This window comes from Streptomyces sp. NPDC001100, assembly GCF_053598575.1.
Genome location: NZ_JBSFKO010000029.1, coordinates 69,382 through 83,560 on the forward strand (window position 1 = coordinate 69,382; position 14,179 = coordinate 83,560).

Genomic DNA, 14,179 nt, shown 5'->3' on the forward strand with positions numbered 1-14,179 from the left:
CGCGGAACGGGCTCCTCCGGGCCGCGACCTGTGAATCTTTCACTCACACGGGTGAACCGGTTCGACAGGCTGCCTACTCGTGTCAACTCCCACCTAGCGTGTGCGCGTGACCGATCATGTGGCGAACCGTGCAGCGAACAACCTCCAGCCGGGGAACGGCAGTTCCGCTCCCTGGACCCGTCGTGGCTTCCTCCTCTCGGCAGCCGCGCTGGCCGCCGTACCCGTCCTCCTGACGGCCGATCCGGCCGTCGCCGCGGCCGAGCTGCCCGCCTTCCCGGCCGAGGTCGGCCTCTACCGCTCGGCATACCGCAACTGGGTCGGTGAGATCACCGCCGACGGACTGTGGGCCTGCGCCCCGGCCGACGCCGACCAGGTGGTGTCCGTCGTCAACTGGGCCTGGCAGCACGGCTGGCGGGTCCGCGCCCGCGGCTCCTCGCACGGCTGGTCACCACTGACGATCGAGTCGGGTACGGCGTCCGACGCGCCGGTGCTGCTGGTCGACACCGCTCCGCACCTCACCGGCCTCACGCTCGACTCCGCCTCGGCCGTCCGGGCCGGCACCGGTGTCACCCTGGAGGCGCTGCTCACGTTCCTGGAGGGGCACGGTCTCGGTCTCACCGCAGCGCCCGCGCCCGGCGATCTGACGCTCGGCGGTGCCCTGGCCATCGACGCGCACGGCACGGCCGTACCGGCTGACGGCGAGGAGCGGACGACCGGGCACACGTTCGGGTCGCTCAGCAATCTGGTGCTGTCGCTGACGGCGGTGGTGTGGGACTCGGACACCGGTGCGTACGTCCCGCGGACCTTCACCCGCGACGAGGCGGACTGCGCGGCGCTGCTCACCCATCTGGGGCGTTCACTGGTCACCGAGGTCGTGCTGCGGGTGGGGGCGAACGCGAATCTTCGCTGCGTCAGCCGTACGGACATCCCGGCCACCGAGCTCTTCGCGGCGCCCGGGTCCGACGGGCGCACCTTCGCGAGCTTCCTGGACGAGGCCGGGCGGGCCGAGGCGATCTGGTTCGCGTTCACCGAGTTGCCCTGGCTGAAGGTGTGGAGCGTCGCCCCGACCAGGCCGTTGACCTCACGGCGCGTCTCGTCGCCGTACAACTATCCGTTCTCCGACAATGTGCCGACGCTGGTGGCGGATCTGGTCGGGCGGATCCTGTCCGACGGTGCCTGGTATCTGGCGCCGGTGCTCGGCAACGCCCAACTCGACGTGGCCGCAGTGGGGTTGACGGCGACCCTGTCGGCGGACATCTGGGGGCCGTCGAAGAACACACTGCTCTACGTCAGGCCGACGACACTGCGGGAGACCGCCAACGGCTACGCGGTGCTCACCAGCCGGGACCGAGTCCAGCGCGTGGTGCACGAGTTCACCGAGTTCTACCGGGAGCGGCTCGCCGCGTACGCCGCGCTCGGCCGGTTCCCCGTCAACGGCACCGTCGAGATCAGAGTCACCGGCCTCGACCACCCCGCCGACACCGAACTCACCGGCGCCCGCGCCCCGTTGCTGTCCGCGCTGCGCCCCAGCACCGAGCACCCCGAGTGGGACACGGCCGTCTGGCTGGACGTCCTGACGCTGCCCGGCACGCCGTACGCGGAGGAGTTCCTGCGGGAGTTGGAGCAGTTCCTGTTCCGCTCGTACGACGGCACCCGGGTCGAGTGGTCCAAGGGCTGGGCCTACACCGAGGAGGCCGCATGGAGCGACGAGGAGGTGCTGGGGACGGCGGTCCCGGGCTCGTTCGGGGAGTCGGTGTGGGGGCAGGCGGCCGGGACCTTCGACCGGCTCGACCCGCACGGGGTGTTCGGGAACGCCTTCCTGGACCGGTTGTTCGGCTAGCCCTGACTAGGCTGTGTCGAGGATCTTGACACAGGGAGAGTTGTGACCGGTTGGCCGACCGCGCTGACGAAGGCGGGCATCACCGACCCACGACTGCGGCGCGCCTACGACGCCCAGCGCGGGATCGTCCGCAGGTTCGCGCTGCACGAGTACGTGGCGGTACGGCTGTTGCTGCCGGCGGAGCTGCATCCGTCGGTCGTCGCCGCGGTCGCCTATATGCACACGACCGACGAACTGATCGACACCGGTGACGTGGACGCGCGTGCGGCGGCTCTCGCCGCCTGGGACGCCGAGACCACGGTGGCCCTGCAGAGCGGCGAACCACCCGAGCAGGACAGCCTGTTGGCGCTCTGGGACACGACTCGCCGCCATCCGGACATGGCGGCCCGGGTGCGGGCCTTCCTCGACGGCGCTCCCGTCGAGGCGAGTTGGACCGGCTTCGAGACGGAGGCCGACTTCCAGGCGTACGTGGACAGTTACTCGCTGCCCGCCCTGATGCTGACCGCGTCCCTGCTCGCGCCGGCCGACCCCGACACGTACGAGTCCTACGTCCAGGGATGCCGGGACCTGATCGAGGGCTGGCAGCGCAGCGACTTCCTCGCCGACCTCCGCGAGGACACCGAGAACGACCGGATCGGCATCCCACGGGACGAACTCGCCCGGCACGGGCTGAAGTTCGAGGATCTGCGGAGCGAGTCGGAAGCGTGCGTGCCCGCGCTGGACCAGGTGGTCCGGGCGCAGGCCGGCCTCGCCGGGACCACGCTCGTGGACTGCCGTGAGCTGCCCGAGCTCGTCGCGGCGGAACACCGGCCGTTCCTCGACGCCCTGCTCGCCGTCCAGGAACTGCGACTGGGCGCGGTACGACGCGCAGGGGGCAGGGTCCTGCTGCGCGACACGGGGCCGTCGGCGTTCGCCACGCTGCAGGTCCTGGGCCGGCAGTACCGCAGGGCTCGCCGATACGCCTAGGAGTCCGAGCCTAGGAGTCCAAGTGGGCCTGCACAGTGGGCCCGTAGCGGTCCACGATGACGTCCGTCGCGGTCTCGCGCAGCCGGGTGCCGCGTGCGATGCCGTACATCACGCCGAGGCCGAGGAGGGTGGAGACGGCCAGTTCGGCGCGCAGGGCGGCGTCGGGGCCGGGGAGCCGTCCGGCGAGGCGGTCGACCACCTGGGCGCGGAAGTTGACGCGCAGGACGTCTCCGTGGTCGCCCTGCAGGGGCGCGAACGCGATGCGCAGCAGCGGGTCGGCGCCCCGTTCGCGCTGGCTGACCAGGACGTGCCGGACCATGTGGCGGCCGAGTTCGTCGAGACGGGCGTCCAGCAGGGCCTCCGCGTCCGATTCGAAGGACATCACGCGGGCGAAGAGGGCTTCCTTGTTGCCGAAGTACTTGAGGATCAACGGGGCGCTGACACCGGCGCGTTCGGCCACGGCCTTGAGGGTGATGTCGGCGTGCGCGTTGCGCGCGAGGAGGTACCGGGCGGCCTTCAGGATGGCCGCCTTGGTCGCCTCGGCGTCCCGGCGTGCGGGCGGGGACGGGGACGGGCCGGGTGGGGTGCTCACGGCCCTCATGCTCCCTCCAGCGCGTCGTCCCGCGCGCCCTCGGCGCGGTCCCGGGTGGTCCGCGTGTCATCGGGGGCGGGGTCGCCCGGGATGGTCAGTGCCGCCGCGCTCGCCACCAGGGCGATCACGCCCGCGATGCCGAACGCCATCAGGTATCCGTGCAGTGTGGGCAGCGGGAGCCCGCCGACCGGGCTTGTGTGGTGCACCAGGACGGCGGCCACCACTGCGCTGGAGACGGCCTGGCCGATGGTGCGCATCAGGACGTTGACGCCGTTCGCGGACGCGGTCTGGCCGGCCGGAACCGCGCGCAGGATGAGGGTGGGCAGCGCCGAGTAGGCGAAGGTGGTGCCGGTGGCGACGACCGTCGCGCCCAGGATGATCGTCCACAGGTCACGGCTGTCGGCGATGCGCACCACATAGCCGAGCGCGATGATCGCGGCCCCGAGGGCGAGCGTGATCCGCGGGCCGCGCGCCGCCGAGATCCGGGCCGAGACGGGTGAGAGCAGCAGCATGGTGACGCCGCCGGGCAGCAGGCACAGGCCGGTCTGGACGATGGACAGTCCGAGCCCGTACCCGGTGGCCTTGGGCGCCTGCACCAGTTGGGCGGTGACCAGGGAGTTGGCGTAGAACGCGAAGCCGGTCAGCAGCGCCGCCACGTGGGACAGGCCCACCCGGGGCCGGGACACCAGCCTCAGGTCCACCAGGGGCTGTTCGACGCGCAGTTGCTGCCACCACCACAGGCCGAACACGACGACCGTGGCGAAGAACAGTGCCAGGACGCGGGGACTCCCCCACCCCCACTGGCCGCCCTGGGACACACCGAGCAGGAGACACACCAGTCCTGCGGCCAGGCCCAGGGTGCCGAGCACGTCGAAGCGGCCCGGTGCGCGGACGGGCGACTCGCGTACCGCCCACCAGATCCCCGACACACCGAGCGCGCCGAGGGCGCTGGTCGCCCAGAACATGACGTGCCAGTTGGCGTACTGGACGATCAGTGCCGCGAGCGGGAGTCCGAGGGCGGCGCCGATGCCGACCGTGGAACTCATCAGCGCCACCGCGCCGCCCCGGCGCTCGGGGGGCAGTTCGTCCCGCAGGATGCTGATCGCCAGAGGGACGACGGCGGCCGCGGCGCCCTGCAGGGCGCGGGCGGTGATCAGTACGCGGATGTCGGAGGACACGGCGCACATGACCGAGCCGACGGTCATCAGGCTCAGGGCACCGATCAGGACCCGCCGCTTGCCGTACATGTCGCCGGCCCGGCCGAGCACGGGGGTGAGGACGGCGCCGGAGAGCAGGGTCGCGGTGACCATCCAGGAGACGGCGCCCGCGGAGGAGTGGGTCAGCCGCGGCAGGGAGGGGAGCAGCGGGACGACCACGGTCTGCATGACCGCCATCAGGATCCCGCCGAAGGCCAGCACCGGGATGGTGAGCCGGTCCCGCCAGGGGGTCCGCCCGGGGGTGCCGGACGGGTCGGGTATCGGCACGGGCTGGCCCATGGGCACTCCAGCGGACACGTAAAAAAGGTGAATGGCTATTCACCCTATCCGGTGAATAGCCATTCACCCAAGCTGTCCGGGAGGCGGGCGCCCTACTTGCGGGAGGCGAGCGCCCGTGCATGGACGGTCCGCGCCAGCCTGGGGCCGAGCCAGCGCTTGAACCGGCGCAGCGCCTCCAGCCGTCCGGCCGCCTTGTCTAGGCCGTAGTAGACCTGCGGCGGGACGTACGGGAGCAGCGGCGAGTGGCGCTGGCCGAGCAGGGCGAACATGCGGTGCGGGGGCAGGTGGATGTAGCGCTGGAGGTTCTCGTACCACTGGGCGCTGTAGCGGGCCGCGCTCTGGATGGACAACAGGGCGGATTTACGGCGCTGTTCGTAGGCGGCGAGTGCCTGCGGCAGTTCGGTGTGGTCGCGCAGGGCGTCGGCGAGCGCGATGGCGTCCTCCAGGGCGAGGGTGGTGCCGGCGCCGATGGAGTAGTGGGTGGTGTGGGCGGCGTCGCCGAGCAGGACGAGGTTGTCGCGGTGCCAGGTGCGGTTGGTGAGGGTGCGGAAGTTGAGCCACTGGGCGCTGCCGTCCGAGGAGGCGCGGCCGATCAGGGAGTGGCCGTCGAGGAGGTCGGCGAAGAGCTTCTCCAGGAGGGCGAGTCCGTCGGCCTCGGCGGCGGTGTCGAGGCCGAGGCCGGTCCAGGTCTCGGGGGCGCACTCGATGACGCAGGTACTGCCCTCGGGGCCGAACGCGTAGCCGTAGCACCAGATCCAGCCGTGGTCGGTCTCCACGAAGGCGAAGGTGAAGGAGCCGAAGACCTTGCTGGTGCCGAGCCAGATGTACTGGTTGCGGCCGGGCGTGAGTTCGGCGCCGAAGTGGTCGGCGTGACGGGTGCGCAGCGCGCTGTTGACGCCGTCGGCGGCCACGATCAGATCCGCGTCGGGGAGGTCGTCGGCCGTCACCTCGCGCTCGAACTCCAGCCGTACACCGAGGGATCTGGCCCGTTCGGCGAGGATCTTGAGGAGGCGGTGGCGGCCGATGCCGTGGCCCTCGTCGCCGGGCTGGGTGGTCGTCAGGTCCCGGACGCGGGCGACGCCGTCGCTCCAGCGCACCGAGTGCTCGTCGACGGCCTGCGCCGACTCGGGGTCGTACTCCCGGAGTTGGTCGAGCAGTCCGCGCCAGTACGTGACGCCCCAGCCGTAGGTCGAGCCCTCGGGGTTGCGCTCGTAGACGGTGATGTCGTGGGACGGGTCCTGCCGCTTCAGCAGGATCGAGAGATACAGACCGGCGGGCCCGCCTCCGACACAGGCGACCTTCACGCGCACACCCCTGGGTTTTACTCAAAGTGGTCAAGTGGATCCGCAGAGTAGCAGGATGGGGTGGCACGGAATTCGCGTCACCCCGCACAGGACCGGTGAGAGGACCGGGACGGCTCAGGCGTTCCCGTCGATCAGACGTCCTTGTCCAGATGGCGGCGCAGTTCCGCCGTGAGCGCCGGGATCTCGCGGCGGAAGGCCGCTTCGTCGAGGCCGTCGTCGGCCACCACGGCGAGCAGCGCGCGGTCTCCGACGGCCGTCACGATGATGTGGCCCGTGCTGCCCCGCGCGGTGATCTCGCGGAGGTGGCCCGCGCCGCCGTGATCGGCGAGGCGGTGACCGAGCGCGAGGCCCGCCGCCGCGAGGGCGGCCATGGACTCGGGGTGGGTCTTGTTCGCGTCGCTGGCCACGACGAGCCCGTCGCTGGTGGCCAGGGTGGATTCGGTGACTCCCATTACGTTGTCCCGCAGGGTGATGAGGAGGTCGGTCACGGGGTCGCTCATGGCGTCTTCTTCCTGTTGCGTGCAGGCGGTGGGACAACGAGGCGGGAGGGGGCCGGGTCGCGGTTTCAGCCGGAATCGGCACGAACGGGCGGAGCGGGACGGGTCGTTCAGTCGTGGGCCCGAGGCTCCGGTGCGGAGTTCCGACCGGGTTCGCGGCGCGGGAGCGGTGCGGTGCGGGACGCGGCGGACGACCCGGCGAGGGGCGCGGAGGGCGCGCCGCGGGCCGCCGTACTGGGCCTGATGTCCGCCGAGGGCGTGTGCGGTTGGACGAGTCCGCGGTCCAGCAGGTGTCGTAGGTCCATCATGACGGCGAAGAGACCGCGGCCGAGGGCGAAGGCGATGTCCCGCGCCGTACCGCGTCCGTCCGCGTGGGCCAGGACCTGCTGGTGCCGGGAGGGAAGCCTGGCGGCGGCCCCGGACGGACCCGCGGCGGACACCGACCGGACGCGGGTGCGGGCGAGGGCGGCGACCGAACCGGGCTCCCCCGCCAGGAGGTCGACCCGCCGGGACACCTCGCCGAGAAGCCGCTCGGGGGTGACTCCGGCGTTGCGGTGGAGCGCCGGGACGGGATCGCCCACCTCCCAGCTGTCGGGTACGGCGAGGGACAGCGCGAAGGCGGCGTCGAACAGGGCGCCCAGGCTGATGACTTCGAGCTCGCCGGCGCCGACGAGCCCGCGCGCCACGAGTTCGGCGGCGAGGTGTTCGTGGGTGGTGTCGGAGGCCCGGACCTCCGACCACGCCTCCTCGCCGATCCGGCCCGATCTGAGCAGCAGGCCCTCGATGCCCGGTGCGCCGGGCGTCTCCATGGCCACCACCAGTCCGCCGCGGACGTGGATGGAGCCGCCCGGGGTGCCGGTGACGCGCACCGTGCAGGAGCGCGCACGGTCCCGGAGGGCCGACAACAGGGCGGGAACGTTGCGGGAGTCGGCGAGCGGTTCCTCGGTGCCGGGCTGCGTCATGCCAGCAACTCGTCGGCGTGCCGGTGGAGTTCGCGCAGCGCCCAGGTGAGGTTGGTGCGCTCGCGGTCGACGGTCGCGCACAGCAGCAAGGGGTCGCCCCGCCGTACGAGTTGGAGCGTCACGAGATGGCGGGTGGCGGTGGTCACGACGACGCTCTCCAACTCCCCCGACGCACCGGCGCGGTTGAGGCGGGTGCGGGCGATCTCCGCTATTTCGCGCGAATCCTGACTGCCACTCACATCACCGGACTCCGCATAGGTGAGACCGGTGACGGCATCGAGCAGCATGGCTCCGCTGATACCGGGCGCGGTCAGAGCACGGCCCAGTGCGGCGTCGAGCGATGACAAAGGCCCCCCCTTCAGTCACTCTGGCGAGCAGACTACTTTATTTGCCAACTATCGCAACTCTGACCAAAGATGGTGTTGTCTGTTACCCGCACGGTTCGCATTGAGACCGTTTTCATGGCGAGACCACAGTCTTGCCGGCTCGTGAGGGAAACGAGGCACCACGTGAACATTGAGGCGACGCTCAAGGAAGCGATGACTATCGACGGGGCCCTGGGGGTGTCCCTTGTCGACTACGAGAGCGGCATGACGCTGGGGGCGTTGGGCGGCGGTCCGCATCTGGACCTGGAGGTCGCGGGGGCGGGCAACACCGAGGTCGTGCGGGCGAAGCAGCGCACGCTGAAGTCCATCGACATGGACGACCGGATCGAGGACATCCTGATCACCCTCGGAAAGCAGTACCACCTGATCAGGCCGCTGGCGAGCGTGCACGGCTCGCTCTTCCTGTATCTGGCGCTGGACCGCGAGCGCAGCAATCTGGCGCTGGCGAGGCACAACCTGAAGCGCCTTGAGGCGAGTCTGGAGATATGAAGACGTCGCGGCATATGACAATCGAGTAGTCGCGAGTTCGGGCGGTCTCGGCGGGCCATATCCGCCGAGACCGGTCCGCCTATTAAGTCCGACCTTTGCCGGGCCGAATTCCCGTACGGCGCACAACCGTTAAAGCGGGCGGAGGGACAGTAATTGTCTAGTCCACTTTCCCGGTACTGCACTCCGGGTGACCCCAGCCCTGGGCGTTCTTGCTGATCGGCTCGCCGGCCGCATAGGCGCGTCCGCACAGGCAGCGGCCGGGGAACTTCGCCTTGATGGTCCGGGAGGACGAACTCGCGCCCTTCCGCGCCGACTTGGCAGCGGCCGGACGGGCGGACTTCTTCGGGGTGTCGGGCGAAGGGGGCGGCTCCGGGGAGCCGAGGTCGCTGCCCGCGGGCTCCTGCACGACGGCGGCCTGGCTGGCGGCGCGGTCGGCGAAGTCGTTCAGCGGATCGCCGTCGACCTGGTGGGCGGGGACGTAGCGGAACTCGACCGAGCGGCCGTCGAGCAGGGCGTCGATGCGGACGACCAGTTCCTGGTTGGCGACCGGCTTGCCGCCGGACGTCTTCCAGCCGTTGCGCTTCCAGCCCGGCAGCCAGGTGGTGACCGCCTTCATCGCGTACTGCGAGTCCATCCGGATCTCCAGCGGCACGTCCGGTGCGGTCGCCGCCAACAGGCGCTCCAGCGCGGTGAGTTCGGCGACGTTGTTGGTCGCCCTGCCGAGCGGTCCGGCCTCCCAGCGGGCCGGGCTCTCCGCATCGTCCGACACGACCCACGCCCAGGCCGCGGGCCCCGGATTCCCCTTCGAAGCCCCGTCGCACGCGGCCACCACACGTTCACGCATGCGCCCGATCATGCCATGACCGCACCACCCGCTCCGCGCCACCCCGATCCGGCGGGACGCCCGGCCCCGACGCCGTCGGCCGCCCCGCGCCCCGGTCGCGCGCCCCGTCCGAGAATCCAGTCGCCCGGCCCTCTGCGCTGCGCGCATGACCTCGCGACACGAGCAGTGGGCCCGCCTGCGCCACCTGTTGTGGCCGGCGCCGCGCCCCCACGGGGAACAGCCGCGCGAGCGGGTGGTCGGACCGCTCGAACTCTTCCACGACCTCGTCGTGGTCGTCCTCGTCGCCCAGGCCGCCCACCACCTGGCCGGAGAGCTCGACCGGCACGGCCTTGGCCTGTTCGCCGCGGTGTTCGCGCTGGTGTGGATCGCCTGGCTCAACGACAGCCTGCACCACGAACTGCACGGGCACGAGGACGCCCGGGGCCGGAGCATGTTCCTGCCGCGGATCCTGGTGCTCGTGCCGCTGGGCGCGTTCATCCCGGAGGCGGATGACGCGCGCGGTGCCGCGTTCGCCGTGGACGCGGGGGTGCTGTTCGCGGTCCTGGCGCTGCCAGGGCGAGCACTCGGCCGCCGAACTGCTCCGGCTGGCCACCGCGGAGGTCGCCGACCACGTCGAGCGGCATCTGCCGATCTACCGGCGCGCCCTCACGGATCCGGCGGACAGCGGTGTGTACGAGGCGCTCGTGCGCCACTTCGGCGACTGCACACTGTCGTTCATGGCCGACGGCGACCGCCCGGGTCTTCCCGAAGCCAATCGCCGGGTCGTCGCGCAGTTCCTGGCCCACGGCTTCGCGGGCGCCATCAGGGCATGGCTGGAGGACCCGGCGGTCGCCAAGGACGACATGGTCGACGCGGCCGTGGCCTGCGCCCCCGCCTGGTGGACGGCCGACGCCCGCTGACGGACTCCCCGTCCGGTCAGACGTCCGTCAGCTGCGGCATCTCTCCCTGGGTCGTGGTCATGTCGATCACCGAGAACGAGGCGCCCTGCGGGTCGCTGAGCGCCGCGAACCGTCCGAAGGGGCTGTCCATGGGGCCGAAGCGGAGGATCCCGCCGAGCTTGGTGGCCTTGGCGACGGCGTCGTCGCAGTTGTCCACGGCGAAGTAGACGTTGACGTACGACGGCACCTCGGGCGGGAACTCGTCACCCATCCGCATCCGTCCGATGACCGTGTTCTCGCCGACGTTGTAGAGGCGGTAGTCGACGCCGGGGTCGTCCATGGTCTTCGCCGAGTACGGGAAGACCGCCGAGAAGAATCCGTCCGCCTTCGCGGGCTCGCGGGTGAAGACCTCGGCCCAGGCGTACGCGCCGGGTACGCCCGAGGCCTCGAAGCCCTCGTGGGTGCCGCCCTGCCAGACGCCGAAGACGGCGCCGCTGGGCTCACGGGCCAGGCACATCGTGCCGAACTCGCCGACCTGCATGGGCTCCATCAGCACTTCACCGCCGTTCTCCCGGATCTTCGCCGCGGTCGCCGCGGCGTCCGGCGAGGCGAGATAGAGGCACCACTGCGACTGCCCCTCCTGGCCGGACATCGGCGGTACGACGGCGGCCACGGCCTTTCCGTCGACGTAGGCCTGCGTGTAGTTGCCGTACTCCGACGACGACTCGCCGAAGGTCCAGCCGAGGACGTCGCCGTAGAAACTCTTGGCTCCCTCGACGTCGCCGAACATCGCGTCGGCCCAACAAGGGGTTCCTTCAGGTTGTACGGCCATGGCTGCGGCCCTCTCCGGTAGGTCGGTCTGGCTGGATCGAGTTGTCCGAAAACTCACGCTAGTCACCCGCGGAGCGGGGCGCGCGCCGAACGCCGGAGTCCGTTCCACACTGGACTCATGGCGGACACGACGACGATGCGCGCGTGGGCGGTGGACGAGCCGGGGCCGGTCGAGGAGGGCTCCCTCCGGTTCGTGGAGAAGCCCGTTCCGGTGCCGGGTGACGAGGAACTGCTGGTGCATGTGCGGGCGTGCGGGGTGTGCCGTACCGATCTGCATGTCACCGAGGGTGATCTGCCGGTGCGTCGCCCGGGTGTGACTCCGGGGCACGAGGTCGTGGGTACGGTGGCCGGGCTCGGTGCGGCGGTGCGGGGGTTCGCGGTCGGTGACCGGGTGGGGGTGGCGTGGTTGCGCCGGACCGACGAGGACTGCGCGTACTGCCTGCGCGGTGCCGAAAACCTGTGCCCCCGGTCCGAGTACACCGGCTGGGACGCCGACGGCGGCTACGCCGAGTACACGACCGTACCGGCGGCGTTCGCCCACCGCCTGCCCGCCGGGATCGACGACGTGGCCCTGGCACCGCTGCTGTGCGCGGGGATCATCGGCTTCCGCGCCCTGCGCCGCGCAGCACTGCCGCCCGGCGGACGGCTCGGTCTCTACGGCTTCGGGGGCAGCGCCCACCTCTGCGCGCAGGTGGCGCTGGCCGAGGGGGCGACGGTGCATGTACTGACCCGGGGCAGGGCGGCACAGCGGCTCGCGCTGGAGCTGGGGGCGGCCTCGGCGCGGGACGCCTACGAGGCGCCGCCGGAGCCGTTGGACAGCGCGATCCTCTTCGCACCGGTCGGCGACCTCGTCCCGGTGGCGCTGCGAGCCCTCGACCGGGGCGGCGTCCTCGCCGTCGCGGGCATCCACCTCAGCGACACACCGCCACTGCACTACGAGAGCGAGCTCTTCTACGAACGGGAGTTGCGCAGCGTCACCTCCAACACCCGAGCCGACGCACGGGAGTTCCTGTCCCTGGCGGCCCGGTACGGCGTACGCGCCACCACGCACACCTATCCGCTGTCGCGGGCCGGGAACGCACTGGCGGATCTGAAGGCCGGCCGTTTCGACGGGGCCGCGGTGCTGCTGAACGATCTCAGCGGGCAGTGAGGGCACGGGGTTTCGCACGGGTACGGCGGTCGCGCGCCCCACACGCCGGGGCAGGTGCACGGCACCTGGCCGTCCCCGACTCCATCGGCGGGTTTACGACCTTCCGGATCTCCGAATTCACCGACCGCGTACCGTCGTTGGCCGCCCATCTGGAGGCCTACGCCGAGCGGCAGCGGCAGCGGCAGCGGCAGCGGCAGCGGCAGCCGATAAACCGCAAGGGCGAGGCCGATGTGCCGGTGCAGGCCGGCCATAACGAGTCCACGATGTACGTCGAGTTGGACCTACTGTTCGCCGAGCACGCCCGGCTGCTGCGCCGCGGCGGACGCCATGTGGCGATCACCGTCTGCTACAACGACACCTACGGCCGGGCCTCCCGCGAGGTGTCCCTGATCAACGCCCACTACATCTGCGACATCCACCCCAGGTCGGAGTACTTCCGGGCGATGGCCCGCAACCGGCTGGTGCCCGTCCACGTCCAGGACCTCGCGCAGGACACGATCCCCTACTGGGCGCTGCGCAGGCAGGCAGACCATCTGGTCACGGGGATCGAGGACACCTTCCTGACCGCCTACCTCAACGCCGGCTTCCAGTATCTGCTGATCGCGGCCGACCGGGAATGAGTCTCAGCGGCCGGCGATCCTGGAGGCCGCCTCCGGGAGACCCGGCACCGGATCGAGCACGTCCAGCGTGCCGTGCGCCCGCAACAGGCGCACGGTGCGCGGGGCGCACACCACGGCGAAGCCCGCCTCGTACTCCCGCACCCGGCGGCGGAAGCGCAGCACCAGGTTGAGTCCGGTGGAGTCGATGAACGTCGTGCGGCGCAGATCGACGACATAGGCGGGCGCGCGCAGGGCCACGACCGAGTCCAGCCACTCGCGCAGCGGGGTCGCGGTCGCCAGATCGATGTCGCCGTGCAGGTCGACGACCAGCAGGCCGTCCCTGGCGCCCAGCAGGGCGTGGCCGCCGGGCGCCGGCCAGGCCGCCGCGGTCACCGGCTCCAGGCTGTTCTCGTGCAAGGTGTTCCGTCCCCGTTCCGTGCCTGTCGCGCGCGGGCGCGCGATCCGGCGCGGGTCCGTGCGGCGGCTTCGACATCCCCGCACCGCACGAGCCCGCGCCGGAGCTCCCCCCGAGCGGCTCCCCCTTGAACCGTGGGTACCTACTGTTCTACCTTCGCCACATGGTCGGGGCATCAACGCCCGCTCATCAGCGACACAACGAGCGGGCCGAGGTCGGGCCGGGTGGTGATGCGGAATGCGTCCACACCTGGCACTGATCGAGGACGAACCCGATTTCGCACTGATGTGCCGTTCCTACCTGGAGCACGAGGGATTCACCGTCACCTGGGCCATGGACGCCCGCGCCGGCAAGTCCGTCCTCCACGGGAGCCGCATCGACCTCGCCGTCCTCGACCTGGGCCTCCCGGACGGCAGCGGCCTGGAACTGCTGCGGGCGCTCCGCTCCACCAGCCGGCTCCCGGTCATCGTCGTCACCGGCCGGGGCGCGGAGGCCGACCGGGTGGCGGGCCTGGAGATCGGCGCCGACGACTACCTCGTGAAGCCTTTCTCCCAGCGCGAGTTGGTGGCCCGCATCAGGGCGGTCCTGCGCAGGTCGCAGCCGCCGGAGACCCCGGCCGTGATCCAGGTCGGCTCGCTGCGGATCGACACGGCCGCCCGTCAGGCGTCCGCCGACGGCGTGTTCCTGACGCTACGGCCCAAGGAGTACGCCCTCCTGGAGATGCTCGGCGGAGCGCCCGGCCGGGTGTTCTCCACCGAGCAGGTCCTCGACCGGATCTGGGGCGCTGCCTGGCAGCAGCCCGCGACCGTCATCGAGCACGTCTACCGCCTGCGCGGCAAGCTCGCGGCACTGCCCGTGCCCGCGCCCCGGATCACCACGGTCCGCGGCTACGGCTACCGCCTCGACCCCTGAGACCGCGAGAACCCTGAG

15 protein-coding genes and 2 pseudogenes are annotated in these 14,179 nt (G+C 71.3%); 8 read left to right on the top strand and 9 right to left on the bottom strand.

Annotated features, from left to right (window positions below):
- Positions 1–118 precede the first annotated feature (118 nt).
- Together ACWDEW_RS33730 and ACWDEW_RS33735 are read left to right on the top strand one after the other, a co-directional pair.
- A complete protein-coding gene (locus ACWDEW_RS33730; RefSeq protein ID WP_450517993.1) occupies positions 119–1,840 on the top strand; it encodes a cholesterol oxidase substrate-binding domain-containing protein in 1,722 nt (573 codons plus the stop codon).
- 42 nt (positions 1,841–1,882) lie between these two features.
- Positions 1,883–2,806 (top strand): squalene/phytoene synthase family protein, encoded by a 924-nt coding sequence (locus tag ACWDEW_RS33735; RefSeq protein WP_450517889.1) that lies wholly within the window; start codon positions 1,883–1,885, stop codon positions 2,804–2,806.
- A gap of 10 nt (positions 2,807–2,816) precedes the next feature.
- Here ACWDEW_RS33735 and ACWDEW_RS33740 read toward each other — a convergent pair whose 3' ends face one another.
- The 6 genes from ACWDEW_RS33740 to ACWDEW_RS33765 form a co-directional block, all read right to left on the bottom strand.
- A complete protein-coding gene (locus ACWDEW_RS33740; protein ID WP_450517891.1) occupies positions 2,817–3,407 on the bottom strand; it encodes a TetR/AcrR family transcriptional regulator in 591 nt (196 codons plus the stop codon).
- Positions 3,404–4,894 carry an MFS transporter gene (locus ACWDEW_RS33745; RefSeq protein ID WP_450517995.1) on the bottom strand — a complete coding sequence of 497 codons (1,491 nt, stop codon included), beginning with the start codon at positions 4,892–4,894 and terminating at the stop codon, positions 3,404–3,406. The genes ACWDEW_RS33740 and ACWDEW_RS33745 overlap by 4 nt, the downstream gene beginning before the upstream one ends.
- Positions 4,895–4,986: 92 nt before the next feature.
- Positions 4,987–6,198, bottom strand: a complete 1,212-nt coding sequence (locus ACWDEW_RS33750; RefSeq protein WP_450517893.1) for an FAD-dependent monooxygenase — start codon at positions 6,196–6,198, stop codon at positions 4,987–4,989.
- Between the two features lie 131 nt (positions 6,199–6,329).
- Positions 6,330–6,698: a roadblock/LC7 domain-containing protein gene (locus ACWDEW_RS33755; RefSeq protein WP_450517895.1), complete on the bottom strand. Its 369-nt coding sequence runs from the start codon at positions 6,696–6,698 to the stop codon at positions 6,330–6,332.
- Positions 6,699–6,805: 107 nt separating this feature from the next.
- Entirely contained in the window at positions 6,806–7,657 is an 852-nt protein-coding gene (locus tag ACWDEW_RS33760) for a hypothetical protein (protein WP_450517897.1), read from the bottom strand.
- Positions 7,654–8,004 (bottom strand): hypothetical protein, encoded by a 351-nt coding sequence (locus ACWDEW_RS33765; RefSeq protein ID WP_450517899.1) that lies wholly within the window; start codon positions 8,002–8,004, stop codon positions 7,654–7,656. The genes ACWDEW_RS33760 and ACWDEW_RS33765 overlap by 4 nt, the downstream gene beginning before the upstream one ends.
- Before the next feature lie 162 nt (positions 8,005–8,166).
- Here ACWDEW_RS33765 and ACWDEW_RS33770 point away from each other — a divergent pair, with 162 nt between their 5' ends.
- Entirely contained in the window at positions 8,167–8,532 is a 366-nt protein-coding gene (locus tag ACWDEW_RS33770; protein ID WP_450517901.1) for a hypothetical protein, read from the top strand.
- A gap of 157 nt (positions 8,533–8,689) precedes the next feature.
- Here the strand turns inward: ACWDEW_RS33770 and ACWDEW_RS33775 are convergent, their stop codons facing one another.
- Positions 8,690–9,388: a ribonuclease H family protein gene (locus ACWDEW_RS33775; protein ID WP_450517903.1), complete on the bottom strand. Its 699-nt coding sequence runs from the start codon at positions 9,386–9,388 to the stop codon at positions 8,690–8,692.
- A 133-nt stretch (positions 9,389–9,521) separates the two neighbouring features.
- Between ACWDEW_RS33775 and ACWDEW_RS33780 the strand changes: the two are divergent.
- Positions 9,522–9,866: pseudogene (locus ACWDEW_RS33780) on the top strand (low temperature requirement protein A); the annotation flags it as partial.
- Positions 9,865–10,275, top strand: coding sequence for a TetR-like C-terminal domain-containing protein (locus ACWDEW_RS33785; RefSeq protein WP_450518001.1), 411 nt, complete (start codon positions 9,865–9,867; stop codon positions 10,273–10,275). The pseudogene ACWDEW_RS33780 and the gene ACWDEW_RS33785, both read left to right, overlap by 2 nt.
- A 16-nt stretch (positions 10,276–10,291) precedes the next feature.
- Here ACWDEW_RS33785 and ACWDEW_RS33790 read toward each other — a convergent pair whose 3' ends face one another.
- On the bottom strand, positions 10,292–11,086 hold the full coding sequence (locus ACWDEW_RS33790; protein ID WP_450517904.1) for a VOC family protein: 795 nt from the start codon (positions 11,084–11,086) through the stop codon (positions 10,292–10,294).
- A 135-nt stretch (positions 11,087–11,221) separates the two neighbouring features.
- Between ACWDEW_RS33790 and ACWDEW_RS33795 the strand changes: the two genes are divergently transcribed.
- Both ACWDEW_RS33795 and ACWDEW_RS33800 read left to right on the top strand, forming a co-directional pair.
- On the top strand, positions 11,222–12,235 hold the full coding sequence (locus ACWDEW_RS33795; protein ID WP_450517997.1) for a zinc-binding alcohol dehydrogenase family protein: 1,014 nt from the start codon (positions 11,222–11,224) through the stop codon (positions 12,233–12,235).
- A 248-nt stretch (positions 12,236–12,483) separates the two neighbouring features.
- Positions 12,484–12,855 (top strand): annotated as a pseudogene (locus ACWDEW_RS33800) (SAM-dependent methyltransferase); the annotation flags it as partial.
- Between the two features lie 3 nt (positions 12,856–12,858).
- Here ACWDEW_RS33800 and ACWDEW_RS33805 read toward each other — a convergent pair.
- Positions 12,859–13,251 (bottom strand): STAS domain-containing protein, encoded by a 393-nt coding sequence (locus ACWDEW_RS33805; protein WP_450517906.1) that lies wholly within the window; start codon positions 13,249–13,251, stop codon positions 12,859–12,861.
- A gap of 235 nt (positions 13,252–13,486) precedes the next feature.
- Between ACWDEW_RS33805 and ACWDEW_RS33810 the strand changes: the two genes are divergently transcribed.
- Positions 13,487–14,161 carry a response regulator transcription factor gene (locus ACWDEW_RS33810; RefSeq protein ID WP_450517908.1) on the top strand — a complete coding sequence of 225 codons (675 nt, stop codon included), beginning with the start codon at positions 13,487–13,489 and terminating at the stop codon, positions 14,159–14,161.
- Positions 14,162–14,179: the final 18 nt, after the last annotated feature.

Bases quoted from the DNA above. Each gene is read 5' to 3' on its own strand.
- ACWDEW_RS33740 (WP_450517891.1), bottom strand. From the start codon at position 3,407: ATGAGGGCCGTGAGCACCCCACCCGGCCCGTCCCCGTCCCCGCCCGCA.
- ACWDEW_RS33745 (WP_450517995.1), bottom strand. From the start codon at position 4,894: ATGGGCCAGCCCGTGCCGATACCCGACCCGTCCGGCACCCCCGGGCGG.
- ACWDEW_RS33755 (WP_450517895.1), bottom strand. From the start codon at position 6,698: ATGAGCGACCCCGTGACCGACCTCCTCATCACCCTGCGGGACAACGTA.
- ACWDEW_RS33760 (WP_450517897.1), bottom strand. From the start codon at position 7,657: ATGACGCAGCCCGGCACCGAGGAACCGCTCGCCGACTCCCGCAACGTT.
- ACWDEW_RS33775 (WP_450517903.1), bottom strand. From the start codon at position 9,388: ATGATCGGGCGCATGCGTGAACGTGTGGTGGCCGCGTGCGACGGGGCT.
- ACWDEW_RS33785 (WP_450518001.1), top strand. From the start codon at position 9,865: ATGACGCGCGCGGTGCCGCGTTCGCCGTGGACGCGGGGGTGCTGTTCG.
- ACWDEW_RS33790 (WP_450517904.1), bottom strand. From the start codon at position 11,086: ATGGCCGTACAACCTGAAGGAACCCCTTGTTGGGCCGACGCGATGTTC.
- ACWDEW_RS33795 (WP_450517997.1), top strand. From the start codon at position 11,222: ATGCGCGCGTGGGCGGTGGACGAGCCGGGGCCGGTCGAGGAGGGCTCC.
- ACWDEW_RS33810 (WP_450517908.1), top strand. From the start codon at position 13,487: ATGCGTCCACACCTGGCACTGATCGAGGACGAACCCGATTTCGCACTG.